At 41.2% G+C, this 26,717-nt stretch carries 17 protein-coding genes; 3 read left to right on the plus strand and 14 right to left on the minus strand.

Annotated features, from left to right (window positions below):
• Positions 1-83: 83 nt before the first annotated feature.
• From M8E35_RS17815 to M8E35_RS17845, 7 genes are all read right to left on the minus strand, one after another.
• Positions 84-434, minus strand: a complete 351-nt coding sequence (locus tag M8E35_RS17815) for a hypothetical protein (RefSeq protein WP_252470817.1) — start codon at positions 432-434, stop codon at positions 84-86.
• A 32-nt stretch (positions 435-466) separates the two neighbouring features.
• Positions 467-2,128 carry a S41 family peptidase gene (locus M8E35_RS17820; RefSeq protein WP_252470819.1) on the minus strand — a complete coding sequence of 554 codons (1,662 nt, stop codon included), beginning with the start codon at positions 2,126-2,128 and terminating at the stop codon, positions 467-469.
• A 182-nt stretch (positions 2,129-2,310) separates the two neighbouring features.
• Positions 2,311-2,646: a M domain protein gene (locus M8E35_RS17825; RefSeq protein WP_252470821.1), complete on the minus strand. Its 336-nt coding sequence runs from the start codon at positions 2,644-2,646 to the stop codon at positions 2,311-2,313.
• A gap of 114 nt (positions 2,647-2,760) precedes the next feature.
• The gene (gene cshA, locus M8E35_RS17830) at positions 2,761-4,254 is read right to left on the minus strand and encodes a degradosome RNA helicase CshA (RefSeq protein WP_252470823.1); all 1,494 of its coding nucleotides are present in this window, start codon (positions 4,252-4,254) and stop codon (positions 2,761-2,763) included.
• 402 nt (positions 4,255-4,656) lie between these two features.
• Positions 4,657-5,820 (minus strand): TolC family protein, encoded by a 1,164-nt coding sequence (locus tag M8E35_RS17835; protein ID WP_252470825.1) that lies wholly within the window; start codon positions 5,818-5,820, stop codon positions 4,657-4,659.
• Positions 5,821-5,972: 152 nt separating this feature from the next.
• On the minus strand, positions 5,973-6,383 hold the full coding sequence (locus M8E35_RS17840) for a hypothetical protein (protein WP_252470827.1): 411 nt from the start codon (positions 6,381-6,383) through the stop codon (positions 5,973-5,975).
• 55 nt (positions 6,384-6,438) lie between these two features.
• On the minus strand, positions 6,439-7,272 hold the full coding sequence (locus tag M8E35_RS17845) for an SLAP domain-containing protein (protein ID WP_252470829.1): 834 nt from the start codon (positions 7,270-7,272) through the stop codon (positions 6,439-6,441).
• 571 nt (positions 7,273-7,843) lie between these two features.
• On the opposite strand from M8E35_RS17845, the gene M8E35_RS17850 reads away from it, so the two are divergent.
• The 3 genes from M8E35_RS17850 (at position 7,844) to M8E35_RS17860 (ending at position 12,166) form a co-directional block, all read left to right on the plus strand.
• Complete coding sequence (locus M8E35_RS17850) at positions 7,844-9,955, plus strand: hypothetical protein (RefSeq protein WP_252470831.1); 2,112 nt, start codon at positions 7,844-7,846, stop codon at positions 9,953-9,955.
• A 507-nt stretch (positions 9,956-10,462) separates the two neighbouring features.
• Positions 10,463-11,317 carry a tyrosine-type recombinase/integrase gene (locus tag M8E35_RS17855; protein ID WP_252470948.1) on the plus strand — a complete coding sequence of 285 codons (855 nt, stop codon included), beginning with the start codon at positions 10,463-10,465 and terminating at the stop codon, positions 11,315-11,317.
• Positions 11,318-11,350: 33 nt separating this feature from the next.
• Entirely contained in the window at positions 11,351-12,166 is an 816-nt protein-coding gene (locus M8E35_RS17860; RefSeq protein ID WP_252470833.1) for a hypothetical protein, read from the plus strand.
• A 143-nt stretch (positions 12,167-12,309) separates the two neighbouring features.
• On the opposite strand, the gene M8E35_RS17865 is transcribed toward M8E35_RS17860, so the two are convergent.
• The 7 genes from M8E35_RS17865 to M8E35_RS17895 form a co-directional block, all read right to left on the minus strand.
• Positions 12,310-13,128: an SLAP domain-containing protein gene (locus M8E35_RS17865; RefSeq protein ID WP_252470835.1), complete on the minus strand. Its 819-nt coding sequence runs from the start codon at positions 13,126-13,128 to the stop codon at positions 12,310-12,312.
• Between the two features lie 272 nt (positions 13,129-13,400).
• Positions 13,401-14,219 (minus strand): hypothetical protein, encoded by an 819-nt coding sequence (locus M8E35_RS17870; protein WP_252470837.1) that lies wholly within the window; start codon positions 14,217-14,219, stop codon positions 13,401-13,403.
• A gap of 339 nt (positions 14,220-14,558) precedes the next feature.
• Positions 14,559-14,765, minus strand: a complete 207-nt coding sequence (tnpA, locus tag M8E35_RS17875) for an IS66 family insertion sequence element accessory protein TnpA (protein WP_252470839.1) — start codon at positions 14,763-14,765, stop codon at positions 14,559-14,561.
• A gap of 750 nt (positions 14,766-15,515) precedes the next feature.
• Positions 15,516-17,807 carry a hypothetical protein gene (locus M8E35_RS17880; RefSeq protein WP_252470841.1) on the minus strand — a complete coding sequence of 764 codons (2,292 nt, stop codon included), beginning with the start codon at positions 17,805-17,807 and terminating at the stop codon, positions 15,516-15,518.
• Positions 17,808-17,894: 87 nt separating this feature from the next.
• On the minus strand, positions 17,895-21,692 hold the full coding sequence (locus M8E35_RS17885; protein WP_252470843.1) for a cell wall-binding repeat-containing protein: 3,798 nt from the start codon (positions 21,690-21,692) through the stop codon (positions 17,895-17,897).
• A gap of 605 nt (positions 21,693-22,297) precedes the next feature.
• Positions 22,298-23,887: an N-acetylmuramoyl-L-alanine amidase gene (locus tag M8E35_RS17890; RefSeq protein WP_252470845.1), complete on the minus strand. Its 1,590-nt coding sequence runs from the start codon at positions 23,885-23,887 to the stop codon at positions 22,298-22,300.
• Positions 23,888-23,984: 97 nt separating this feature from the next.
• A complete protein-coding gene (locus tag M8E35_RS17895; protein WP_252470847.1) occupies positions 23,985-26,537 on the minus strand; it encodes a S8 family serine peptidase in 2,553 nt (850 codons plus the stop codon).
• Between the last annotated feature and the right edge of the window lie 180 nt (positions 26,538-26,717).

Raw genomic sequence — 26,717 nt, forward strand, 5'->3', positions numbered from 1 at the left:
GGAAATCAAGCCTAATTACTAAATAATCTACTGAAAAATAAGAGTAACCCACCAGTTAAACTGATGGGTTGCTAATTATTTACTCAGCTGTCTGAGGCTTCCTTTTTTCGTCCTCGAATGTCCTGCCATAAGGCCATTAGTTGTTTTATACCCTCTAAGAAAACAGCAACAAAGCGCAGTGGATTCTTTCTCATTTCCTCCAGACTCACTGCCACCTCATTCACCGTTCCACCCACTTGCTCACTTGTTTGTCTCACTATGGAGGTAACCGCCTGAACATCCGATAGCAGATAAGGCAAATGAGCATTAATATCCTGTACTGTCTGCTTAGCTTCATCCGTTAGTTTCCGCACGGAGCGTATCCAAAGCATTAATTCAACGCCGATTACTCCGAAAATGATAGTAGCTACAAGAGCACACACTTCATATACCATGGCTCATCCTCCACTCTGTTGTCCTATCCCTATTATCTTTCGCTTAAATCCTTAATAGCAGTGCCATAGTCCAGATCATAAGGAGTTAACAGGTTTCTCTCACTGATCCTTTCCTTCGCCTTAAAGGACTGAATCTTGGAAGTGCCTCCTACTTCTTCACCTCCACTAATCGTATGTGCGATGGCCAGGCCACCCTCTTGCAAGGACAGGCCGGAGGCTCCGAGGACTGTCGGATGAATGACCAACCAGTAGGTCGTATCCGGAGTTAACTCAACCTGAGGAATCACTTGCACACCGAAAGTCCCCAGCGGTTCAAACGTCGAAAGCGTCCTCTCCCCTGTGTAGCTGTTAATCAGCTCGATGCTGGAGTTATTAACGCTCTGCCAATCAATTTCCCCTGAGAAATTCAATGTGAATTTCTTGTCCAGAGGAATCTCAGAGAGCTGAGCAACTTGACGATAGCTAGAATAATAATGGAGATAATTTAAAGACGGTTGTTGTGAACTGTTCGCCACGACACCCGATAGTTCACCCCAAGCTTCCCAATAATCCTTCGTACGAGCTAAAGCGAGTGCCTTGGTAGAATCTGTTAACATAAGTTCCGCCGCTTTGAGCGAGTCTGCGTGCTGGATTACCACATTGGGGCTAACCCCTACTTTATCGATCTGATTCCCTAGTGGGGAATAAAAGTGATCCACCGTCATTTTAAGAACTCCGCCATTCTCTAGCGGAAACATGCTCTGAACCGAGCCTTTGCCATAGGAGGTAGTTCCGACTATAGTCGCCTTGCCATGATCCTTGACCGCAGCAGCCAGAACCTCTGAAGCGCTGGCACTGTTTTCATTGATTAGAAAGATAATGCGTTCATCAATTTTCCAACCAGGATCCCTTGCCTCAATGGGAGAAAGAGTACTGGTCCGATCCTCTACACGTACCGCAATATCCGATCCGATAAAATAGCCCGCCAACTCAAGAGCCGAACTCAGATATCCGCCTCCGTTATTTCTCAAATCTACAATCCAGCTATCAACGTTTTGATCTTTTAACAGCTTAGCTGCAATCTCGAATTCCTCAGGTGTATCATTCCCAAATGAATTCAGATCCAGGTAGCCGATATGTCCGTCCAATATCTCCCCTGTCACAGTGGGCTCAGAAATCGCTCTGCGCTCAACTTTCAGATCTCGGGTCACTGTGCCTTGCTTTACTCTGAGTTGAACCTTACTTCCTTCAAGGCCCCGAATTAAGTTCACAGCCTCTTCCGAAGTAAGCCCCGCTAAGGATTGCCCGGCGGCACGAGTAATAAAATCTCCAGCTTCTAAGCCAACCTCTTCTGCCGGGGAGCCTGAAATGACGCTCAATACCTCTACTCCTTCAGGTACCATCTCAATATAAATCCCAATCCCCGTGAAGCTCATATTAATACTTCCGACGAACTCCTGGTATTGCTCCGGCGTAAAATACATTGTATGCGGGTCTCCCAGTCTTTTCAGCGTCTCTTCCACGGTTGGAGCGTTTAATACATCGTTAGAAACCGGCTCGACATACTGAGTTTTAATAAGAGAACGAATTTCAGTCAAGACTCCAGCGTCGGAAGCCAAGACCATCGTTGAATTACTCAGTATTAAGAGTAAGACGAGAATAATGTTTAATAGACTGTGACCGACTGCTTTTTTTCTCAAAAATCTTGCTAGCATATTATTAATAATCTCCCCTCCGAAGTTCCAGACCTCACTATGGATTATAGATTCGACACGTTACTGGAATTACCTTCGACTAGTGTTAAAAGTTCTTTCCAAGCATATAAAAATGCCCCCTATAGTCATCTCAACTAAAGAGAGCATTTTTATTCGCTGAATCGTCTATCAGAATGTTTCATTTAAATCGCCTTCCGTTTTGTAATTACATCACCTATAGTGTTTATCGTACCTTCCACATTGGTTACCGTATACTTTAGATTGTCAAGCTCTGCCCTATGAACTTGATTGTTATGCTCTATAGCCTTTACAACCATATATATCTCATCTTGTCTAGACTCTAAGTTATCCATTCTTAATTCCATTTTTGACTCTAAGTTATCCATTCTTAATTCCATTTTTGACTCTAAGTTATCCATTCTTAATTCCATTTTTGACTCTAACTTATCCATTTTTGACTCTAACCCATTCAGTTTATTGAGTATAAGCCTAAACATCTCTTTAATCTCAATCTCCATTGTTTCACCACCTTATCTTCAAAATTATACCATTCCCAAGCTGCCCCAGCAAGATAAATTGGTACTCAAAAAAAAGGAAAAGGTCACCAACAACCTTTTCCTGCATATAAAAACCTATTGGCCGTTCCTCTTATTGTCCCTGCCTCTTTGGGGTCCGGCAGTGCCACCGCGGAAATCGGCGCCTTTTCTCCTCGACCATGTATCCACCTTTTGACCATAGCCATCACGATGGAAGTTTCCTTGCTGAGGTCTGGCATTCCCCATGTTTCTGCCACCCATGCTCCTTCCCCGAGCCGGTGCGGCTTCGGTCAGGCGAACCTCGACATTGTCAGGTTCTTTGGTAATAATCTTGAGCGCTGCGGATAAAAGTGTTACTGAATCGTTTTCAGCTAGTAAATCTTCCGCGACTCCTTTATATTTCTCGATATCCTCTTCTGCAATGACACGCAAGATCTCGGTCATAGTCAGGCGTTGTTGCCCTTGGACTGCTTCTACGATGGTTGGAATAGGTTTACGAATGATTCTTCGCTTGATTACAGATTCAATCAGTCGAAGCATACCTATCTCCCGTGGAGTGACTAAGGTAATCGCTAGACCGGATTTCCCTGCCCGGCCAGTACGGCCTACGCGATGGACATAACTCTCTGGGTCTTGAGGAATATCAAAGTTAAAGACGTGAGTTACTCCGCTGATATCGAGCCCCCGGGCTGCCACATCAGTAGCGACCAAAACTTCAATAGTCCCGTCTTTAAACTGTCTCAGGACGCTGTCTCTCTTGCTTTGAGTTAAGTCGCCGTGAATGCCTTCAGCTGAATACCCACGCTTGCTCAAGGCCTCGGAAAGCTCATCAACACGACGCTTAGTTCGTGCGAACACAATCGATAAATCCGGGGATTGAATATCTAAGATACGTGATAAGACGTCGAACTTTAAACGCTCCGTGACTTCCACGTAATGTTGCTCAATATCAGAGACCGTGACACCAGTCGCTTTAATACTAATCAGCTCTGGATTCTTCATAAACCGCTGGGCAATGTTTTGAATCTGTCTGGGCATCGTTGCCGAGAAGAGCAATGTCTGGCGTTCTTCAGGAATTTCCTTTAGGATGGTTTCGATATCATCCAAAAAGCCCATATTCAGCATCTCATCCGCTTCGTCCAGAACAACGATTTTGATTTCATGAAGGCGAATTGTTTTCCTTCTCATGTGGTCCATTAAACGTCCTGGAGTCGCCACAATTATATGCGGTCTCTTCTTAAGCGCTCTAATTTGCCAATCGATTCCTTGTCCACCATAAATGGGTAAGGCATTAATTCTTTTAAACTGACCAATCTTGTTTAACTCCTCAGCCACTTGGACCGCTAATTCCCGAGTAGGTGCCAGAACAATCCCTTGAATATGTTCGGCTTGAGACACAATTCTCTCAACTAAAGGTATCCCGTAAGCAGCTGTTTTGCCTGTTCCTGTTTGGGCTTGCCCGATTAAATCTCTACCTTCCATTGCTGTAGGAATTGTCTGTTCTTGAATTGGAGTTGTTTCTTCAAACCCCATGTTGATAATTGATCGAATAACCGGTTCACTTAACGATAAGTCTGTAAATGTAGCCAATACTTTCATTCTCCTTTTTGTGTGTTATATTCTTTAAGTTTTCCAATTGCGTCCTTATCTATAACTGCGAACTATGACTGCGAAGAAAAAATATCTTATCTATCAATTAACCGCCGAAACAGAATATTCGCGATAGCGCGTGAGTTTCGCCAACGAGAGAAATAGACGCTTTATGGCACCAACTATATATTATACCATAGTTATCCATTAATAGAAAGCACATGAAAATAAAATTCTAATCTAGACATACTAAAGGACCTCCGCGTCCGGAGGTCCCAATTGCGCAAGTCAATGGTTCAATAGGGTCTTAACTGACTTACAAAATAAAATTAGCACTAATGTTTGCGAAAGTCAAGATAAATCCACAGATTTACCCCTAGATTGTGGATATGTGGATATTTTTTAGCTAAGTCCTTTTAAAAACCACTCGTAATTGCATTTTGCATTAAATAAATCAGTTTGCATTGCTTTTACTGCATTTTCTTTGACCTGATAAATATTGTTCGCATCATCCATTTCTAACTTTGAAATCATTCCTAAACCCATCCTGATTTGAGCTTCAGAAAGTGCCACTTTTTGATCTTCAAGATTCTGCTCTGCCAATTTAAGTGCACTCTGTAATTTGGAAATATCATCTATCATAGTGTAATAACTTGTTTTTAAGCTATCCTTTGCCTGGGTAAGTTTTAAGTTCGCATTAGCTAAATTATAATTTGCTTCTTTATACTCTTGAGATGACATTCCATGATCTTTTTTCTCTGAATTAAGAGCAGATTGTAAGATCACAATTTGTTGTTCCTGAATTTTGATATTATAATTACTCTCCAAAGCTGCTTTCATATCAGCATCTGTATCTTTAACAGTAAAGTCTTCATCAACTGAAGGAATACTGCCGATCACCAAGGAATTCTCCTGTTCGTTGAGCAAATCTTTTAATTTACGTTCATAAGAATCTTGTACCAATTTGGTACTTTCAAGCTTAGTTTGCAAGTCAACTAACTTAGTCCGAAAAGCATTCAAATTATTACTGGACACCATACCCAGACTCTCTTGTAATTGCATCTTGGTCAGCTGGTCTTGAGTACTATCAATACTCCTGGCAATATCTTCTAAATCTAAATTAGACTGGTTATACTTAATAAAATTACTTTCTGCAGAAAGCGTCTGATAATCATCACTCATCGAAGCTTGAAGATCGATAATAGCCAAGGCAGTAGGCAGATCAACTATACCTCTCTCGACTTGCTTCAGGGCCTCAAGCAATCCACGTTTTTGCGCATTTAAGCTTATGATTTCGGAAAGGTCACTTGCTTCCCCTCTTTCATCATTAATGTCTTCAAGATCATCCTCTAATTCTTTAATCGTTCTCTTAAGATCTGCGCTGCTAACCTTACCCTTTAGTCGTTCGTTCTGATTAATCTGTACGTTTATATTCTGTTCAGCAATAATACTTTCAATATCCTCAAAATTTATTGTTCTAGGACCTGTAATGTCAGCTAAAGCCATAAAAGGTTGTCCAAAAATTAACATGGCTGACATTAATGATACTCCAAATAGTTTCTTCATATGTAAACTTCCTTTCATGATACCTATGTGCTAATTGTAATTTACAATTTTTCAGATGTCAAATTGTAATTAGCGGTAATAGAATTGTCGGAACATTCTTTATAACGGGGTATTCTGAGGACAGGACTGCTAAGGCCCTGCCCTCAGAATACCTATTTCAATGTAGCTTGCTTTAACATTTTCCCATCCTTGATGACAATGATATCTATAGTACGGTTAGGATATTTTTCTTTAATAACCTGACTATATTTCTCCACTACTTGGTCAGCGGACAGCGCCTGCTCATTATTAATTGTAATATCAACGTTTACGGCAGGTTGTTCTCCTTCTATCACTTGAACCATAACACTTTCTATACCCTTTTCGGCTTCCAACTGCTCTTCCAAGCTCACATCACTTTCTAATTTAGTGGTAGTCGGAGGAACATTCCCTTTCGATTCTGTTCCTTGATTCGTTTGGTCTTGCACTTTTGTGTCTGGAGTTGATTTGGAACCTGAACATCCTGTTACCAAAAGAAACATTGATAATACACCAATAATCCTTAACCATTTATACTTAGCCAATGTTATATTTCCTCCTTTTCTCCACTTACCTAATAGATTTTAATATAAACATCCTCTAATGTAAGACAGGCTTTGACGTGTTTTTTTCTATAACATCAATATGCCAACTTGATAAATCGATATCTCGATCTTGTAAAGCATGCTTAAAGTTAAAGGTCCACAATATGGCCTTATACGGTTCGATGGCTATATTCTTGACATCAAATACCCCACGAGCTAACTCCTCTTGATGAGCATCAATAATAGCTAAGGGTATTTGCTCCAAATTTATTGGCTTAGCGGTAGAATTTCTGATTATAACTGTAGCTAGTAGATCGCTTTCTGTTGTAATCTTCGCCCAAAGTGGCGAGAAATCCACTTCTCCATACTTCATTAGTGGAAGTTTGGCTAATATCTCTTCCAATTCTTTCTTTTTGTCCACTGAAATACTCTCTGGTAATGCCTGGTACTGAATTTTGATATTTTTTGAACGTTTAGGCCGAACGTCAAAACACATCTGACAGCCTTCAGGAATATCCTTAGTAAAAACATTATCTGGTTTGAAGCGAACAACACAGGCCTTTGCTGAACCGCCAATAACTTCACCTATGGTTTCTCCGCTAAACGATTGCTGAGCTAGAATTTGCCTATTTGAGTCTAATAAGACTAAAGGCACATTCTTAAACTTTACTTTCTGGCTATAGCCGTTGTTAATAAAAAAGCCTACTAATAGAGCCCCATCCGTAGACGATGCGCTTGTAAAATCGATAGTAACTCGCCCTTCAGTAACGGAAGGCTCAGACATTTCTTCAGAATTCTGTTCCGATGAGTTTACTTCAAAGATGTCCTTATCCAAAAACTCAGAATCAGCTTCCTTACCTTTAAAGATCTTTGGGAATTTCAACAACATAATTTAATCCTCCAATATTCGTAAGCGATATTTCTATTTTCTCATATCCTTAATCATTTTACTACTGGAATATTCTTTAATATTTCTCCTATTTTAAACCAATGCTCATTTGCAAACATTTACATGGGTTAAAGCCAAGTCATATTTTTTCTTATCTCTATCTTGTAAAACAAGACAAAGTTAAAGGGTCCACAATATACATACCATAAACGGTTCTATCGAGGTATTATTTGATTATATACCATATTTTTTAGATTACATAATTAGATTACATAAATAGTAACTCCTTGGAATATCTTACATATTGATTTTCGGCATATTCTGTATTATTATTGAGATAGATTCTTAAGGGCAGTAGTAAACCATTTAGACAAAAATGATTGGTAACGCCGCCTTTATAGAATACACTGTATACTACATTAAGATAGGCAGTTGTGGCAACGACTGCCTATCATTTTTTTCCTTTTAATCTGAAACACGTCTATAGTTTTACCCTTAGAAATTCTAAGGGTTTTCCTTATTCCAGGTAAGTGCTATTAACAATACTATCACGGTAACATTCAGTAACGAATTGGACGCAAACCCTGCTGTCGACGACTTTACGGTTAGCCAAGCTATCGATGGTGGTGAGGGGTCGGATGTTACTCCAAGCGATGTTACTCTCGATCCTACAGGAAAAGTAGTAACATTAACCGTTGATCCAGTTGTTGCCACAGCTGTCGATCAATCAGTAGTATACAGTGTATCCTATAAAGGTGGAGATACAGTAGCCGCACCTGCATTCCTAGTTAACGGATTTGCGCTTGCTGTTACTAATGTGCAAGTGGTTTCTGATAACAACACAAAACTTACAACTGTAACAGCCTCTGTCAAAAACGCAGAAGAAGGTGCAACAGCAACAGTCACTATTTTTGCATATGATGCAGAGGGTGCATTGAAAGAAACACCAGAAATTACTGTCCCAGGAGTTGCTATTGAAGGAGATGCTATTGAAAAAGAAATTAATGTAGCAGCTCTTGTAAGTGCCGACTATGTTGCAGTAGTAACATTAGATGAAGTTACTGCTGAATTAGAGTTTACACTTGACTTTGCAGCTGTAGACGCTGCAGTTGCATCTGTAAATTTAGCGAATACAGAACCAAAACTGTGGACTGCATTACAAAACTCATTATTTACTGGTCCTAAAATTGAGTTAATAACAAAGTATCGTACTTTTTTGGGTACAACAAATGAAAAAACTACAGTGAAAGCAATTCAAGATGTAATTGATAGTGTTAATGTAGGTGAAGCTGATAAAGCTCTAATGGTACAAATCAAAGGAGCATCTACCCAAATTGAATTATTGGCTCTTTTAGAAGCTAACTTTGAAGGTGTAGTCTCTGATTTAATAAATGAATATCAAGATGCTGTCAATGCTTTAGAAGCTGGAGCTACAAAAGCAGATTTACAAGATGCAATTGATCTAATCAATGACTTTGCATTAGCAACATCAGCAGTTCAAGGACTAGTTGACGAAGAAGGTAACCTAGTAGCAGATCAAGCTGGTATCGATGCAGCTCAAGTATTAGTAGATGCATTGCCTGCAGATGTAGATCCTGACACAACTAAAGCTAATTTACAAGACGCTATTGATTCAGCTCAAGTATTACTTGATGCAGCTAACCTCGAAGCACAAGTAGTAGCAGCAACAGTTGCTGTTGAAGCACTTGTTGATGAAGAAGGCAGCCTAGTAGCAAACCAAGCTGATATAGATGCGGCTCAAGTATTAGTAGATGCATTACCTGCAGATGTAGATCCTGGCACAACTAAAGCTGATTTACAAGTCGCTATCGATTCAGCTCAAGCGTTACTTGATGCAGCTGACCTTGAAGCACAAGTAGTTGCAGCAACAGTAGCAGTTACAGCACTAGTTGACGAAGAAGGTAATCTAGTAGCAGATCAAGCCGGTATCGATGCAGCTCAAGTATTAGTTGATGCATTACCTGCAGATGTAGATCCTGACACAACTAAAGCTGATTTACAAGTCGCTATTGATTCAGCTCAAGTATTACTTGACTCAGCTGATGTAATTGCAGCGACAGCAGCAGTAAACGCGCTAGTAGACGAAGAAAATAACTTAATAGCAGACCAAGATGCCATTGATGCAGCTCAAGCATTAGTAGAGGCATTACCAGCTGATGTAGATCCTGACACAACTAAAGCTGATTTACAAGATGCTATCGATACTGCTCAAGAATTGCTTAACGTTGCAAACATCAATACAGCTATCGAAGCTAAAAATGTAGTTGCGCTACAATCAATTATTGTTGAGTATAACTTAGCTTCTTATAACAATCTTACAAATGCTCAAAGAGTTGAATTAACAGAATACATTATTGCTAATACTACAGATCCTGTAACATCAACGGTAGATTTCGAAGCAGCGATATTCACTGAGGGTGCTCCTGCTACTGGATATGTATCAGATTATCTTGCTGATATAGCAACTGTAAATAACGCTGCTTCCATTACAGCTATGAGAGATGCATTAACTGCTATTGACTATGATGTATATAATGGACTTACGTCAGTCGAAAAGTTAAATGTAGCTGAAGAAATATTAGCAATTGTAGGAGCAGAAAACTTTGTAGACTATACATTGATATCTCAAATACAAGCTGCTATTGATGCAAGCATTAACTGATAAGTTAAACGAAGCTTAAAAGTCCTTCATAAGGGTAAAAAAAGATGGTAAGCAAAGGGGGAGATTCCTTATTAGGGCTCCCCCTTGCGTCAAGACATTGGAATAAAAGCCCAATATCTTGCTAATAAGTCTTTCAGCAATGAGGGACTGAAAAATCCCTCACATAACTATGTCTAATGTATGCAGAAATATAAGGAACCTCGGTAGGACCGTGGTTCCTTATATTTTCTGCAAAAGCTTATAGCAATCTCACATGAAATTTATCTTACATACTCAAGATATGCTTTAATCATGACATTTACATAATGTCAATCTTTTTTGTGTGTTTTTCTTTAAAACGAGAAATAATTTCAATACCATCTTTATATTACTTAATAATTCGCCAAATAACAACATGAAAATTATGGACTGATCTCTCTTTGACATCGCTATCTTGAATAAAATCCTGCCATTTATAAAATATTACTCATAGAGATTAATCTAGAGGAAGAGGTGTAGTCAGTGTTAATGAGAGAGGTCATAACACTTTTTAAGAAACATTTAATTATAAATGAACGCTCGCCTGAGACATTACGCGCCTACATGATTGAACTCGAGAACTTTGCTCAATATAACGAAACTCAATATAATGGACCTGTTTATCTGGAAGAGGTCACCGTACGAGATATTGAAGAGTACCTCCATGAACTTAAGGTTAGAGGAAGTCACGCCTCACGGCGGAGCCGAATGGTCTATATCCTGCGATCGTTCTACAACTTTGCTACACGGCAGGAGCTAGTCAATAACAATGTTGCGGCGCGTGTTGACTCAGTTAAGGTACAACAATTAGAGCGAACTTTTTTAAGTGATGAGGAATTTCAGGAGTTAGTGTCTGTTATTACGAACGACCTTATAAAAGTCCTTATTTATACACTATTTATGACCGGTCTTCGGATCAAAGAGGCCTTAGATTTGACCTTACAAGACGTAGATTTTACGGCCAATGTCATTCGAGTAAAACATGGTAAAGGGAACAAGAGCCGAGTCATACCAATTGGTGATAAACTACTGCCCATTTTACGTAATTACGTTGATAAAAGTCGGCCCAACTGTGAAAGTTCCAATTTCTTTGCCACGAAGGTGTCTGGACAACTCTCTGCCAGTATGGCCAATAAAACTCTAAAACAAACTGTTTCTCAGCTTGGATGGAACAAAAAGGTCACCTGTCATGTGCTTCGCCATAGTTTCGCTAGCCATTTAGTTAGGAATAACGTTAATATCGTACGTGTTCAGAAGCTTTTAGGGCACGCGAGCTTGAAAACGACGAGTATTTATACTCATGCGACAATGGATGAGTTAGCAGAGGCCGTCAATACATTTTGAGTGACTTGCTAAATTTGATAAGGAGAATTGCTCATGTCTCAGCAAAATAGTAAACGTGCCAAGCATGAACGTGTCGGTCAAATATTAGAAATGTTACAAGCTGGCCAACCCCGTGATAAAATAGCCGACCAATTTGGCTACAGTACTTGGAAGAGCCTAGATATATATATGAGAAGACACGGATTTACATGGGACAGTCAAAGACATATCTATACCAATGCAGTGTCAGAGGTTCCACTCAAGAAAGAGTTAGCCGTCCCTATCGACCGTGATGACGATGCCCTAACCGATGTTAGCCCTGAAGAGGTCGTTCGGCTCTTTAGCACAGGGATTCTTGACGCACGCGACATAGCTAAAAAGACAGGCTTTCCTGGACATAAGGAAATGGCAAGCTATATGCTTCGCCGTGGTTATGTATGGTCTTCCACCTCTTTAAATTACATTGACTCCAATCCCTCCCCACAGAAGACAAGCTTGAATAGCTGTACCGAAGCTGAGGATAGTCTTCAGGTTATAGATAGAGTACCTACAGGCCATTCATTAAGCGAAGTCTTGATTAATGACAAGTACATATCACTTTTAGAATTCCTGTGGGAATCTCGTAATAAATTAGTTAAAGTTATCGAATCCTTGAATGATGAGGATAAGATTCAGGTCTACCCTATCCCTGGGCAAGCAAAGACTAAGAGTATCTTCTTATCGGATCGTCTTACCGATCTAATGATGGCTTTGTGCGATAAACATAATTTGAGCCAGAAACAAGGGTATGAGGCCGCTTTAGTGGAGTATTTGTCTAGGAATGGTTTTCGAGATCGAGTAGAAGAATTACTTGATGTTCGCAGGATCTAATGCAGTGAGATACATCGGAAACGCCAAAAGAGCCCTCTGTAGGGCTCGTACCCGGGGGAAGGAGCCGCTAGGCGACTTCCCTCGAGCATTTTCAACCCTTTAAATGGATTAAAGCCAAGTCATATAGTTCATGTAAACTCCTCTTAGAATTTTACAATATTAATATGCCAACTAGATAAATCAATATCCCGATCTTGTAATACAGACCCAAAGTTGAAGGTCCACAATATAGCTTTAAATGGTTCTATCGATAAGTTCTCGATATTGAATACACCCCTAGCCAACTCTTCTCGATGAGTATCAAAAAAAGCTAAGGGTATCTGCTCAAGATTTATTTGCTTATCTGAAAAGTTTCGGATTATAACAGTTGTTAGAAGATCATTTTGCACAGTTATTATGGCTTTAAGTGGTGAGAAATTTACCTCACCCTGCTTCAGTGAGGGGAGTTTTGCTAAAATCTTTTCCAGTTCCTGCTGTTGGTCTTCGCTGATATTTTCAGGCAATGACTGATATTGAATTTCAATACCTTGGGGACGTTTAGCTGGTATATCAAAACATATCTGGCAATCCGACGGAATATCTTGCCCATAAACGTTATCTCGTCGAAAACGAACAACGCAGGCCTTTTCCGAACGACCAACAACTTCGCCTATAACATCTGCACCAAAAGATTGCCGAGCCAAAACTCGCTTATCCGAATCCATTAAAACTAAAGGTACACTCTTAAATTTTACCTTTTCCCTCATTCCATTGCTAACAAAGAAGCCTACTATTAATGCTCCATTGGCTGGCGATGCGCCAGTAAAATGGAGGGTAACTTCTCCTTCATTAGGTGAAGGTAATTCATAGAACTGCTCTTCAGAATTCTGTTGTTTGTGCTCTAACGGATTTATATCAACAATATCATTCTTCGCATCCTCAGATGTTTTCTTTCCTCTAAAGATTTTAGGGAACTTCAACATAATTTAATCCTCCAATATATTAGCCACTATTTTAGAATACTCATATTTTCGATAATTTTACCACTTTAATATCCAATGATATCCAATAATATCCGAGTAATGAGAGACTTTATCTTAAAGTATTTCAAAATTCTCCAATCCAAATTGTAATTCTCTTCAAGCATAAAAGGCAAACAGCCTGACGCCCATTTGATAGAACGTAAGGCTGGAATAGCAGAGTCGGAAGCACGCAAGAGGGTTAAAAAGACTTCTTTTGGCTAGCATACAAGCATCTATTCAGAAACATCTAACAACGCTCTTTCAAATTGATTCTTCATATTGAGAGTAGGAGTGACTATATCCATAGATTGATATGTCTTTTGAATGGCACGTGCAAGTGAAGAAACACTACTAAAAGTAGTATTCGGATGTATGAGATGATCAACAATTTTATCCTTTATCTCTTTAGATAATGACAAGTACATCGGTAACTTCATTTTTTCTAACACCAAAATATACTCTAATCTATCCTTTACACTATTTAAGGTATCTAATAAATGATTCATATAATTACACTTTTCTAGTAGAACTTCTATCAATTCTTGCTCTGTTTGGTAATTCTTCTTTAATTGAACAATTTGTTCGACTACGCTTAATCTTCCTTCTTTGCCCAGATTGATATAATCCTTCTCATTTAATTCAATAAGAGCTTCATTAACCTCATCAATATCAATAGATTGGTTTATCGTTTGTAAAATTTGTTGTCGCGTAATCACAGTCTTTATCATCTTCTGCTTTACCGTTGCAGAAGATTTAAACTTTTTCTTTAGGGATCGCATTCTGAAATCACACTCTAACCGGTTATCTGAGCCAAGTGTCAGATTCTCTAACATAGGCAGTATTGAGCTAATTTCGTCCTCGCTTACTGTGCCTTTCGATTCTAGGTTTCCGAGTTTCTGGTTAAGATCTATAAATAGTTCTGACTGATCAATCGCCCCAGTAAATGTCAGATTCAAGTTGTTAAGTTGATTAATAACTTGTTCTTTATTGGATGATGCTATAGTTATCGGTATATTATTAATAGACGTTAATCTATTGTTCCTCAATACCACAATGAATCCTCCTAGTTTTGTATTTCGATTTTATTATATCATCCTTATGTTAACTCTAGCTATTAATAAGTTCAAAATTATTAATTTACTATTTTACCAAATACATGTAACTTAACTGTTCTACTTTGATTCACTCCTTTCATTTGTTTTGAAACACAAAAAGCCCCACGTTCTTTTGATTGAACGTGAGGCTTGAATTATATTTCGCAAATATATTATATATGTCTTAAAGGTCCGCAAATGCGAGTTTCTGCCAAGTAACTGCCTAATTTACATTAGGTAGCTAGTTATAAGCTTATGTATTTTGGTCCTTTCCTTGGGGGAGTATTTTGGTAAGGATTATAAGTCTAGCTGTTTCTTATGTAGTGAGATATAGAAAATAATGCAGTGAGATTCATAAATAATGTGAAGAGAATCCCTCGTAAAGAAAGATGCCCAGTCAATGTAACTATGGTACTTAATTCCTTTAGCTTCACACCATTCCTTTACAGTAATACCGCTAGCGCGGCATTCGGCAACCAGTGCTTCTTTTTCACTCTTATCCACTACAACAATACCTCCATGTAAGGTTTTCATGGGGATATTGTCTCATGAATGTATTGGGTTGACTATGCACCTGAAGATTAAGTGCTTACTTACATTCTCTTAGGTAACGCTATTTGTTCCACCGCTTACGAATTAACCTGTAGGAACTGCCTTAAAATTTATTTATTTATCCTGTAGTTTACACGGATGCACAAATATTGAAATCGTCTTATAATAAATAAAATTATTAGAGCCTTAGGCTTACACCTGCACTAATTACAGGCGAAGGTATTCGAGAACTAAGATTTACGGTCTCTTGCTGTTCCTGAAGTTTAAACCTTCTAACTCAGTAATGATAAGCAGTTTTCTTCAGCCCGTTTTGAATGCACCAAGCCTGGATACTCAATCCACTTTGGCAGCACTCTTCAATGCGGTCTCGCAACGTTGTTCTTGGGCTAAATCTCTTGCCATAACAAAACCTCCTGACTTCTAGTATTCACTGCTGTTAACAGAATTCCAAAAGACAGAAGGTTTTTTCGAGCCGCTATTTTATCCGTAAGCGCTTACGGTAAATCCCTGCGGGATTTAGGTTACACTATTTGGGTTCGATAGTTCACATTATGCCAACAAGAAGAGAGCCCTCGCCGAAGCGAAGACTCTCTTAATTAATTGTCAGAATAGTTTCCCATTGTGTGGGGGTCAGACCGAGCAGACCCCGGGGGAAGGAGCCGCTAGGCTACTTCCCTCAAGCTGGAGGCTTTTACCGAGCATTTATAGCCCAGCAGCATTCTTAATCGCAGTAATAGTAGTGAACTCAGCAGCAGGAGTTTGTGCTTGTAGCTCTACCAATTTAGTGAGAACTAAATCTGCTGCATCAATCTGTTGACTTTCTGTTAAAGCTGCAAATTCGGGGAATTCAGTTACATCTAAGGCTGTAATCATATCAGTGATATTAGCAGCTAAGTTAACATTACCTAAGAAGGTGGTACGAGCAGCAATTTGAGTTGCAATTTCAGTAGTTACATCTGTAGTAAGGGCAAACTCATCAGCTGGCGGTCCAGCAATAGCATCTCTAGCAGCTAATACTAACTCCGCAACTTCTAACTTTGCGGTAGAATTAAGGTTAATATAAGCTGTTGTTCCTTGAGCAACCGCTACTGCAGTTAATGCAGTACGCATTTCAGTAGCAGTTGTTGCATCATTAACAGCAACTAAACGAATAGCTGCATCAGCAACGCTATTTGCTGCAGTTATTACGTTGGTTTGAATGTCACCTGCATTTGCAATAGTTGCACCACCATCTACTAATGCCTTGTATTCGGTTATTAATTCAGGTCTAACGTTGGTTAATGCTAATGGTGTAGCTTGAAGCGCAACAAGGAGTTCTTGTTCAGTTGTAGCTGCTACTACAGCTGCCACAGCACTAGTTAATCCGCTACCGTTACCAGCATTAATTACGTTATTTTGGACGTCAGCTGCAGTTACAATAACTGCACCACCATCTACTAAAGTTTTGTAAGCAGCAATCAAGTCAGGATTAACAAGAGTAAGAGCTAGGTCATCAGATTGTAAAGCAGTAAGTAATCCTGCTTCTGTAGTTGCATTGTCAACAGCTATAATAGCAGTTACAACATCTAGTCTATCAAGATAACCTTCTTTAAGTGTATTTACGGCTAGATCTTCCATTCCATTTACTAAAGCTGTTGCAGTAGTAACCTTGGCAGTCGTCAATGGTCCAGTCTCAGCAGCCACTACTGCTGTTAATGCCTGAGCATTATTAACAGTATTAATGTCCACTTGAACTGCTGCTACAGTTATCTCTGTTCCATTGAGAGCTGCATCGTATGTTGCAATTAAATTAGTGTTTACGCGTGCAAACGCAGAGTTCTGAAGCGCTGCAAGTAATTGAACTTGATTTGTTGCATCCATAACTGCTGCCACTGCAATCATATCATTGATTACTAATTGTGCATCAGCTTTGTAGTCAACATCAACACCTCGTGCTGTAGCTACAGCTTGCGGTAATGCTTCTGGTAAAGCTGTTACTGCCGCTTGTGCAGCAGCAATGAATGTTACTGCAGGGGTTGCACCATTATCACCATTAGGAGTTGTAGTAAGAGTAGTCATAGCGCCTTGAGCTGCAACAACTAATGTATTGACGTCAGCATTTGATACAGTTGTATTAGCTGCATTGACGATTGCCTGAATTTCGGCTATCGTATCTGTTGCTGTAGGTACAGCATTTGCAGCATCTATATCTGTTGTATAAGCCCCAATTAAATCAACATTTGCGTTCACAAATGGTTTAGCGCTTAATAATTGGTATAATGCTACTTGGTTTACTGCGTCAGCAGCTGTATTTACTCCTGCAACGATATTGTTAACTGACAATTGTACAGAGTTGATTCTGGCTTGAAGTAATGTTCTTGTGTCTGAAGCTGGTAAAGCAGTTACAAGCACTTGAGATGCTGCTAAATCTGCTTCTAGTAAACTACCTTCAGCTAAAACAACTGCGTCAGTAGCTGCTTGAAGAGCAACAACAGCAGGATCCTGGTAGTTAACTGTCTCAGTGTATGTTACTCCATCATATACAAATAAAACAACATTATCACCATGTACTAATGCTGTTTCAAGAGTAATTTCTACAGGAGCTGCAACACCTTCAAAAGTTACTGAAATCGTAGTACTGTTAATAGCACTTACACTAGCAACAACCAGTCCCTGTGCATCTCCAGGTTCACCCGTACCATCCCAGATTGGCCCTGTCTTTGGTGCTTGATTAGCTGTTTCGAACTGTACTAATGTCTGACCTTCACTAGCTAAGTAATCGTCAACGTTAACAGAACTACCGTCATCGTTTAAGTCAATGAAAATTCCATTAGCAACATTTTGCAGTAAATAGGTTCTGAAGGATTGATTATAATTTTCATCACTATAGGTTCTGTCCAAATTAAATCCGACATCACCTACATGTACAGTTGCTGCCAAAGCTGAAGAACACATTCCTAAAACCAATGCAGAAGTAAGTCCAACAACTAATGCTTTTTTATTAGGTCTTTTCATACTGTCAAACCTCCGTTTATTAATTAAGTATAATTAGATACATGAGTGGCTCACAGTGCTCAGCTGTGAGCCACTCTATTATTTATGCTATTTCGTGATAGTTACTGTTTTTGTTGCTCCGTCTGCAACGATTTCAAATTCAATTTCATTTGAACCTGCATCATACGCTCCAGCAACTGTTTTATATACTCCATCAGCTAACTGTACGTCCTGTGCCTGACCATCAACGGAGATTACTTTAACGGAGGTTACATTAGCTGGGAAATCTACTTTAACTCCAAATGCAATTCCGCCAAGACCATCTTTAGTGCTAACATCTGAAGCTGTTAAGTCACCTAAGACTACTCCTTGTGTTCCATCTTTCTTAGCAGCTTTATAAGTTGCTACTGCTGCATCTAGTGCATTAGCTGCAGCTGTTACTTCTGCGGCTGTATCAACTGTCGTTTTAGCATCTGTTGCTGTTTGGATAGCAGTAGCCAAGTTAGCTTGAACAGTTGCTGTTACCCATTTAGTACCTACTGCTACATCAGCGCCATCAACACTAGTTACTACTTTAGCTGCGTTTGCTGCTGTAATTGCAGTGTTGATAGGGGCTAGGCTAAGTTGACCTTCTGGCTCCATAACGAAGAACTTAACAAATTTACCAGTTTTTGCATCTTTAACAATCGTTACATTTGTCTCACCGCGAAGATCGGATAAGGACTCATCAGTGATGTCATTGTTGTCATAACCATCGAGCACTAAGCCGTTGTCAGCAAGTTTGTAGGTGTCACCATTTGTAAATGTGACTTCTTTGCTACCAACATCAACCGTTTTAACACTCAATCCAGTCATTACACGATCTGCAAAGTTGTCATCAATATCTGAGTCAGCGGTAGCAAGATCCTTAACAATATCAGAGTTGTCTTCATCAAATTCAAGAATTACTACATCGCCTTTGGCAAGATCACTGCTCTTTTCGAATCCAGCAACCTCATCAACTTTATAAGTTTGCTCTTTGCCACCTGCGAATACAGTAAGACTAACTACTTCATCATCGGTATTACGAAGGATTTTAGTAACTACAGCTTCATCATAAGTGGTGTCTGAGCTGTCTGTTTTATCATACCAAATAGCTACTACTTCTTGATCGTCATTGTAGATGTAATTTCCACTAACGATTTCTGAGCCGTCGTAGTCGCCAAAGGTTGTTACTTCGTAATCATCAGCGTCAGTATCAACACCATCTTCAGTAGCGTCAAAGAGTACAGTACCGGAAACTAACTTATATCCATTTACATACTTATCACCAGCTTCAATGCCGCTAGTAATTGTCTCGATACCCACATCCTCGGATGAACCACTAAAGAATTCGATTTCTTCAAGGTTACCGTCATCATCTAAGTGTAACTTGACTAAACTTCCAGCGTCAGCTTCGTCATCGAAGGAAATAGTTACATCAGATTTGTTGCCGGTATTGTCTGAAAGGACAATACCATCCTCAGCAGCGTTTAGAGATGCTGTCCAATCATTTGAACCATCGTTATCAATGTCGTATTCTTCACCATCGACAGTAATAGTATCAAAGTCTTCTAAATCCATATCAAATGAGAGTTCATCCTCATCTGCATTTACAGCTTCAATTTCAACTTTGTCTCTAGCTGTTTCATAACCAATGATATCCTTGGTTAACACTGCAACTTTTGAATTACCTTCAACAAGAGCAGTATCTCCACTGATATAGATTAGGTTACCGGCATAGTCAGCGTAAAGCGCTACATCACCAGCGGCTTGAAGTTCTTCTGCTGCATCAGAGTCTACGTCAGTAACTTCACCGTCTTCATCGATGTAAACTGCTCCGCCTTGCTCATAATCGAAGTCTTCTGCTACTTCAGAGTCATAATCAAATTCGTAAGTTTCTCCATCGACTTCAATTGCGTCCGCAAAAACCTCATCAATTTCGCCAGATGCAACTTTATTATTCAGAACTTCAGCATAACCGTCCTCATCTGCGTCTTCGTTGAAGAATAACAGATCGCCTTCCTTGAGATCAGCAGCTGCAATTACTTTTCCGTCTTTGATGATAGTAGCGTCTGAAGCGTCAAAGTCACTGGATCCTTCAATACCAATAACTTCATCATCATCATTAACTGAATCGACGATTAAGAAGTCGCGTAAAGTATACGCACTAACGAATTCAACGTCTCCTGAAGCGTCAAAGCCTACTTTTGCAAAGTTGTACTTCTCATCAAGAAGATCATCGTCTTCAATGTCTACTTCTTCGCCATTTACATAGAATTTAAATTTCTCTTTTGAGGTGCCAGAGAAATCTTCCTCAGAGATATCATATGCTTCGTCTTCTCCAAGAAGTGTGATCTCGTCCTCATCTGACACTTCGATTGCATCAACTTTTGAAGTTGTACTTAATAATTTGAAATTAACTAATTCGTTATCACCATCGTACCAAACCTGTGCGAGTTCACCCAGTGCAGCTTGATAATCAAGCTTAAAGCTATCAGGTACATCAAGAGTTACTACATTGCCGGCATAGGTGCCTTTATCGATAGCAACCTTAATTTCTTTATCGACTGCGTTGATATCAATTACACGAACTTTTTGGGAATTCGGACGGTTGAAGGTAAACGATAGAATCGTTCCATTAGCATTTACTGTAACGTTATAATCTTGAAGGTACTCAAGTACTCTTTCATCATCATCTTGAGAGTACAATTCAACAGTTGCAGTTAAATTGTTAGAAGACATTTGTACACTTTTAATGCCATAACGTGCCATTGTATCAGCATTTTTAACTGTAATATCTGAGGTTTGAAGTCCAGATACAGGCTTGCTGAAGACAATTTCAAGGTACTTGTTTGAATCGTCAAGAGCACTTACGGAGACGATTTCCAACTTATTAGAGTCAGGGGTTACTTGACCAGCAGCAACTCCAAGACGAACACTTTCAGGAACAACATATTCTCCGCCAAGAGCAGTTACTACAGTAGTAGCAGTTGCTTTACTGTAAGTGAAAGCTGCAGCAGCAGGAACTGTTTTGCCATCTGTAAGTACGATAGCGGATTTGGTTTGAGCTGCAAGCGGAGCACCTGCGAGAGCATCAATACCGGTTATGCCGTTGGCAACATAGACATTCTCAAATGCGAGAGCGGAAGCAAAGTCTTGGATTACTTGGTTGTTGGTGTCATAAGCAGACATTCCAGCGTGGCGAGTAGCACTTGGAAGTCCAGCTTTTACAGCATCACTGATGACGCCGGTTCCACCGATAACATCACTAGCTGCGATAGCGCTGTTAGCAGCTAAGTAAGCAGCCACACTAGCAGGAAGCGCATCTTTGTCAGTTAAGAGGATTGGTTGATTAGCAGCAGAAGCTACTGAAGCGATAGAGAGTGCATCTACTACAGTGTTAGCTACTGCAACTTTAGTTACACCAGTCATTTTCTTAGCGATGTTGACGGATGTTTCAGCACGGTCATATCCACCAAGAGAAACAACTTCAATACCCATAGCTTTTAACTCATCAATAACACCTTGTTTGATAACAGCGGTTCCGCTAGTTACATAGACGGTTTTAACTGCGAGTTTAGTGAGTTCAGCTTTAGTAGCTGCGTCCAGGGTGTTTCCAGCTCCGGTTAAAAGAATAGGTGCTTTCAAGGAAGCTGCGAGTGGGCCAGCGGTCAATGCATCAACCATACCATAGGAAGCTGAGGATGCGAGAATTGCTGCGCCAGTATAACCTGTTTGATCAGCAATATTTACAGCGGTTTGCTCAGCAGTTACACCTGCGATACGAGTTGGTACTGTTGTGGCAGCAAAAACATTAAAAGGAATCAAGCTTAATGTCATACCTGCGATAGCCAAGGAGGCTAAGGCTTTTTTAGTTTTCTTCATGTAGTGAATTTCTCCTCTCGTAATTGGATCTCTTTCTTTTAGGAAATGAACTATCTCTCTTTTACCAGGACGTCTTTTAGTCGCCCCTCACCCCCTTAAAATGTGTAGCACAATCTTTAGACATTGCGCAATATCTAAAAGCATTCCACAGAATAAACGGGAGCGTCCCCCCAAAGGATGACGGTATTTCATCCCTCCTGTGGCGTACCATTTAGAACGCATAGAAAATGGAGATTAGAACGCATGGGAAATGAAGAAACCACAAAAGGCCTATATTAGCTATATATATTCTTCGTTATAGCCAATATTCCTGCTTGCTGTCCGATTTTTTTTATAGGGACTTGCACTGGCTTTATCCCCCTCGGACAAGTTTCCAATGTACTTGTCTTAGTTTACACTAAAACCTACTAGTTTTCCACCATTAGTCAAAAAATATACTTACTTTCAATGGAATAATTGAAGTATAGCACAAAATTCGACTCTAAATGTGGACATTTTATGGAGTTTCAACAATTAATCCGGGAACCCACTTGGTACTTTACAAATTTAACATGCTTTAACCTATGAATCAATGCCCAATTTAGGGCAAACTAAATTGTTAATGCCTAATACCCTTTAAAGCCTAGAATCCCTCGGTATATTCCTTGAGCAGCCTTACTTTGAAACTCCGGAGATCCTAAGAGATTTTCTTCGGTTGGATTGGACAGGAAGCCAAGCTCTATCAAGACTGCAGGCATTTTTGTGTTCTTAACTACATAAAACGGCGAGTTCTTAACCCCTCGATTAGTCAAGCCGATCGATTTGATCAGTTCACCTTGAACGTTCTCTGCAAGGGCCAATGATTGATTGGCCACTGGATTTAGTGAACTGTAATAGGTAGTCGCACCAGAGGCGGCAGGATTGCTAAACCAATCATTGTGCAGGCTGATAAATAAATCTGCATTCAGGTCGTTAGCAATTTTAGTTCTCGCCTCAAGGTCCGCCCGTTCTGAATAAGCTCCCTCAGCCGGCGAAATATCCGTGCTTCGGGTTAAGACAACGTGCGCTCCCGCTGAACGCAACAATGCAGCAAGATTGAGTCCAACAGGCAAAGTGTTGTTTTTCTCATACGCCCCTGACGCTCCGGAAGCCCCCGGATCAGGACCTCCATGCCCTGGGTCAACAACAATCGTCAGACCGGCCAAAAGGTAAGAGGGTTGCTCGGTACCCTCCAGCATCCCCTTGACGTTATTTGTGATTACAGCCGTTCCTCCTATAATTACGACTTGGAGGGGGCTTTCTGCCGGTCTGGACAAGACAGAATAGGTCGGTCCAGGCAAACTGGACGTTTGGGTCATGACAATGCTTGCACGCTGTTTGGCAGCCAGTCCTCCTGCGGCCAGAGCATCGGGAAAGTTTTCCCCGGTTACCAAGTACGCAGTTTGAGACGACAAAGTATCCCGGGCAAACTCATAGATTTCAGCCGCAGTTTCGTATCGGTCATTACCAAAAATCCGTTCGACACTTTTTAAACCGCTCAATGTGGCAGAGGATACCACAGCTTCTCCGCCTACGACAATTGTATGCAAATCCCCTTCTTCCTGAAGGCTGTTGAGTGCTTGCTGAGTGGAACCGGGCATTTGCTTTGATTTTGTCAGTAGAATTGGAATTTCCTTTGACCCTGCGTAAGCTGATACAGAAAGTGCATCGGGAAACTGTTCTCCGCTAGCTAAAATGACCTCTCCCTTCGATCCTACTCGTTCGGCAACTTTTTGGGCCGTTTCATATTGATCATACCCAAAAATTCGTTCAGGTTGGTCTAACCCTGCCTTGACGATATCTAGCTCAACCTGTTGATTTAAAGCAGCGACTCCTCCTAATAGGATGACTTTCTGCGCGCCCAAACGTTTAATTTCTTGCATAACCTTCTCATCGACTCCCCCCGTTGGGGTTAAGAGAATAGGTGCATCCAGCTGATGAGAAAGTGGTGCCGCTACTAAAGCATCGGGAAAATTGTCGCAATTGGCGAGTAAGACGGTCTCCGCATGTTCCCAACCATATTTAGAGACGTGAATGGCTGTGTCTATCTGACGCAACCCATAAATTCTTGACGTTTCTAAGGCTAATGGAGTGGCGTAGACCGGATTCTGGAACCCTGCCAGAAATCCCAAGCCTAATACCAACATCCCTAAGAGTCTCCATTTCAACTTTGCCACTTCATCACTCCTCGTTAGTAGAATCTAAAACCTATTGACTAATTTCAACAAAACACCCTCTGTTCCTGCCAGACTTTCCTCCTAATTCGAGATTAAATTACTGAACCCAGGTTCGCACCGTTTGAACTACATTTTCCGGCAAGGCGAAGACTCCTCCCAAGGCCTCTGTCTGATATCCCTGCCAAGACTTTAATAGGAAAGAAAGACTTGACGGAATGTCCAGCTGTGTGGGAACTAAGACGACTCTGGATCCATAGAACGCTGCCCTTACTGCTCCTGTTAAGGCATCCGGGTAGTTTTCACCGGTAGCTATTTCTAGTCTGGCGGTTGTCGGCGGATAGGCTTGTAAGACGGCGGCTGCGGTATCATACGCTGTCATTCCGCTAATTCGACTGGGAAGAGGCAGTTGGTCCATAACTGCAGACCCGACTACCGCCGTTCCTCCAATCACTAGTGATTCGGTAACTTTTAGCTCCTGTAAAGTGGTTTCAGTCTCCGCTGATAGAGTCTGGGGCTGTGTCAGTAAGATCGGTATCCCCTGCCTGGCTGCCCATGATGAGATAACCAGCGCGTCTTGAAAGTAACGTACACTGGCTATGACAGCCCTGCCCTCGGTACCCAATTCTAAGGCAATCGCCCGAGCGGTTCCTTCTGCTGTATAACCGAAGAGACGTTTTACTTCGTAGGTTTTTCGAAGTTCTTTTGCGATTTGATCAGACAAAGCTGCTGTGCCCCCCAAAAGATAAACTGTCTTCGGGGCCAGTCGCTGTATTTCCCCTCGAACATCTTCTGAAAGTCCCGAGCTTGAGGAGAGGAGGATTGGGGCTTGCAGTTTATACGCTAGTGGCGCTCCGGCCAAAGCATCCGGGAATTGATTGACTTGGGCTAAGATAACTGTATCTGCGCCAGTTGTAAAGGTCTCCTTGGAAATCTGCACTGCCGTTCCTTCCGCGGTCGCTCCTGCGAAGCGCTGGCTCTGCTGTCCGCGATCCTGAGCTGTTCCAAAGGCATAGACCCCCGGCATATAGAGTCCGAATCCAGCTTCCCCATTGCTGATTTCCCCGCCTAAAGAGATCCAGCGCAAGCCATTCCATCGATATAGATTTCCTCCGAAGTCCCCCTTTAGGTCAGGATCTCTCCATTTTAGAGAGAGCATCTTCTGGGGTACCGTACCTCCCCAGTTAACTTGGAAGGCTGGGGTCAAAAAGGCCGCACCATTTGGTAAGTCAGCAGGAGGGGACACCGCATTTAGGGTTACGTTCACCGTTTGGTCAAAGGCTTGTGATGGAATGGTTAAATCGACTTGAGTTGAGCCTTCAGCCGCTTCGATAATTCCACCTAAGGTATTAATGACCGCCGGAGAAGTCCGTGGATCGAGGGTTTGATTAGTAAGATTTAAGGTAAGCGCCACATCCACTAGTCCATAACCATACCGGCTATCTCGCCCCGGAGAGCCTAAATCTTCTGTTCCTTGCTCAAGAGCCTGAACCACTTGATCTCTGGACCATTCGGGGTGTTGGCTCCAGATCAAAGCCGCTTCCCCTGAGACAAACGGAGCAGCCAGAGACGTCCCACTCGCATAGGTGTAACCAGATCCCTCCGCTCGATTCCATCCATCTGTCGGGATGAAATCCCCCGGTGCGGCTAGATCAACTTCTGAGCCTGTGGCTGAGTAGCTTGTCACCTTACCCGCGTTGTCAGTGGCGGTGATTGCCAGTACACGCGGATCAGAGGCGGGGTAGCTCACTCCCGGGTTTGCTTGAGATTCCGGGTCATAGTTTCCACTAGCCGCGATTAACAAACACCCTTTATTATGCGCATAAGTCACTGCCTGTTTTAAAATATCCGAGGAGACGGACCCATTTTCTGAGCCCAGGCTTAGATTAATAATCTTTGCTCCGTGATCTGCAGCCCAGATAATTCCGTCGGCTATGGCATCGTCATACCCTACTCCTGTAGCGCCAATGGCCTTGATCGGCATAATCTTAGCTTGATAGGCAACTCCAACAATACCCTCATCATTGCGTTCAGCGGCCGCAATTCCGGCTACTTGAGTGCCATGACCATTATTATCTCGATTGGCTCCACCTGCTTCGCTGCCCGTAATTGAATTGTATCCCGGGACTAAATTAGCCATCAAATCCGGGTGCTCCAGAGCAATACCTGTATCGACGATAGCTATGGTCACTCCCTGGCCGGTTGCTCCCATCTCCCAGGCTCCCTGTACCTCCCTAGTGATCAGTGACCATTGTTTCAAAAAAAGCGGGTCATTGGGGGGGGGTGCTTCCGGTATGCTTTGGATTGTCCTTGGATAGTTTTCTTCAGCACCTGTGACTCCTGGAGTACTCTTTAATACCCCTATGATTTCTTGTATATTGACATTCTCCTGAAACTCTAAGGTAGCAAAGTTTAAGGGGCCATAGCGTACAATCTTGGCGCCAAAACTTTTGGCTACCAGATCGACGTTTGTCCCTGGGGCTAAAGAGAGGACGACTTGGTGCAGATCTATTTGACTTGTTTCTCCTTGATAGTTGTCAGGGGTCTCAGCTAACGCAGGGATCGGAGAAACCCCTGCGTTCAGAAGCAATACTCCTACAATCCCTAAAGACAGTAGCGTAGATTTGGTTTGATAGAACCAGCTCTTGGGCATCTCTTCCACGCCTTTCTTTTCCAAAAATGTCTGTACATTAACAGAAATACTTCTAAATTATATTGCTTTAGATTTATTCGACAAATTATTTAGCATTCCTTTCCATAACTTGATTTCCGTTACTGTTATAATTTGGACTATGCGAATCCGCTCTTACTAGAAGGAATTTGCCATTATTAA

Origin of the sequence: Desulfosporosinus nitroreducens (assembly GCF_023897015.1) — a bacterium.
Classification (GTDB): Bacteria; Bacillota; Desulfitobacteriia; order Desulfitobacteriales; family Desulfitobacteriaceae; genus Desulfosporosinus; species Desulfosporosinus nitroreducens.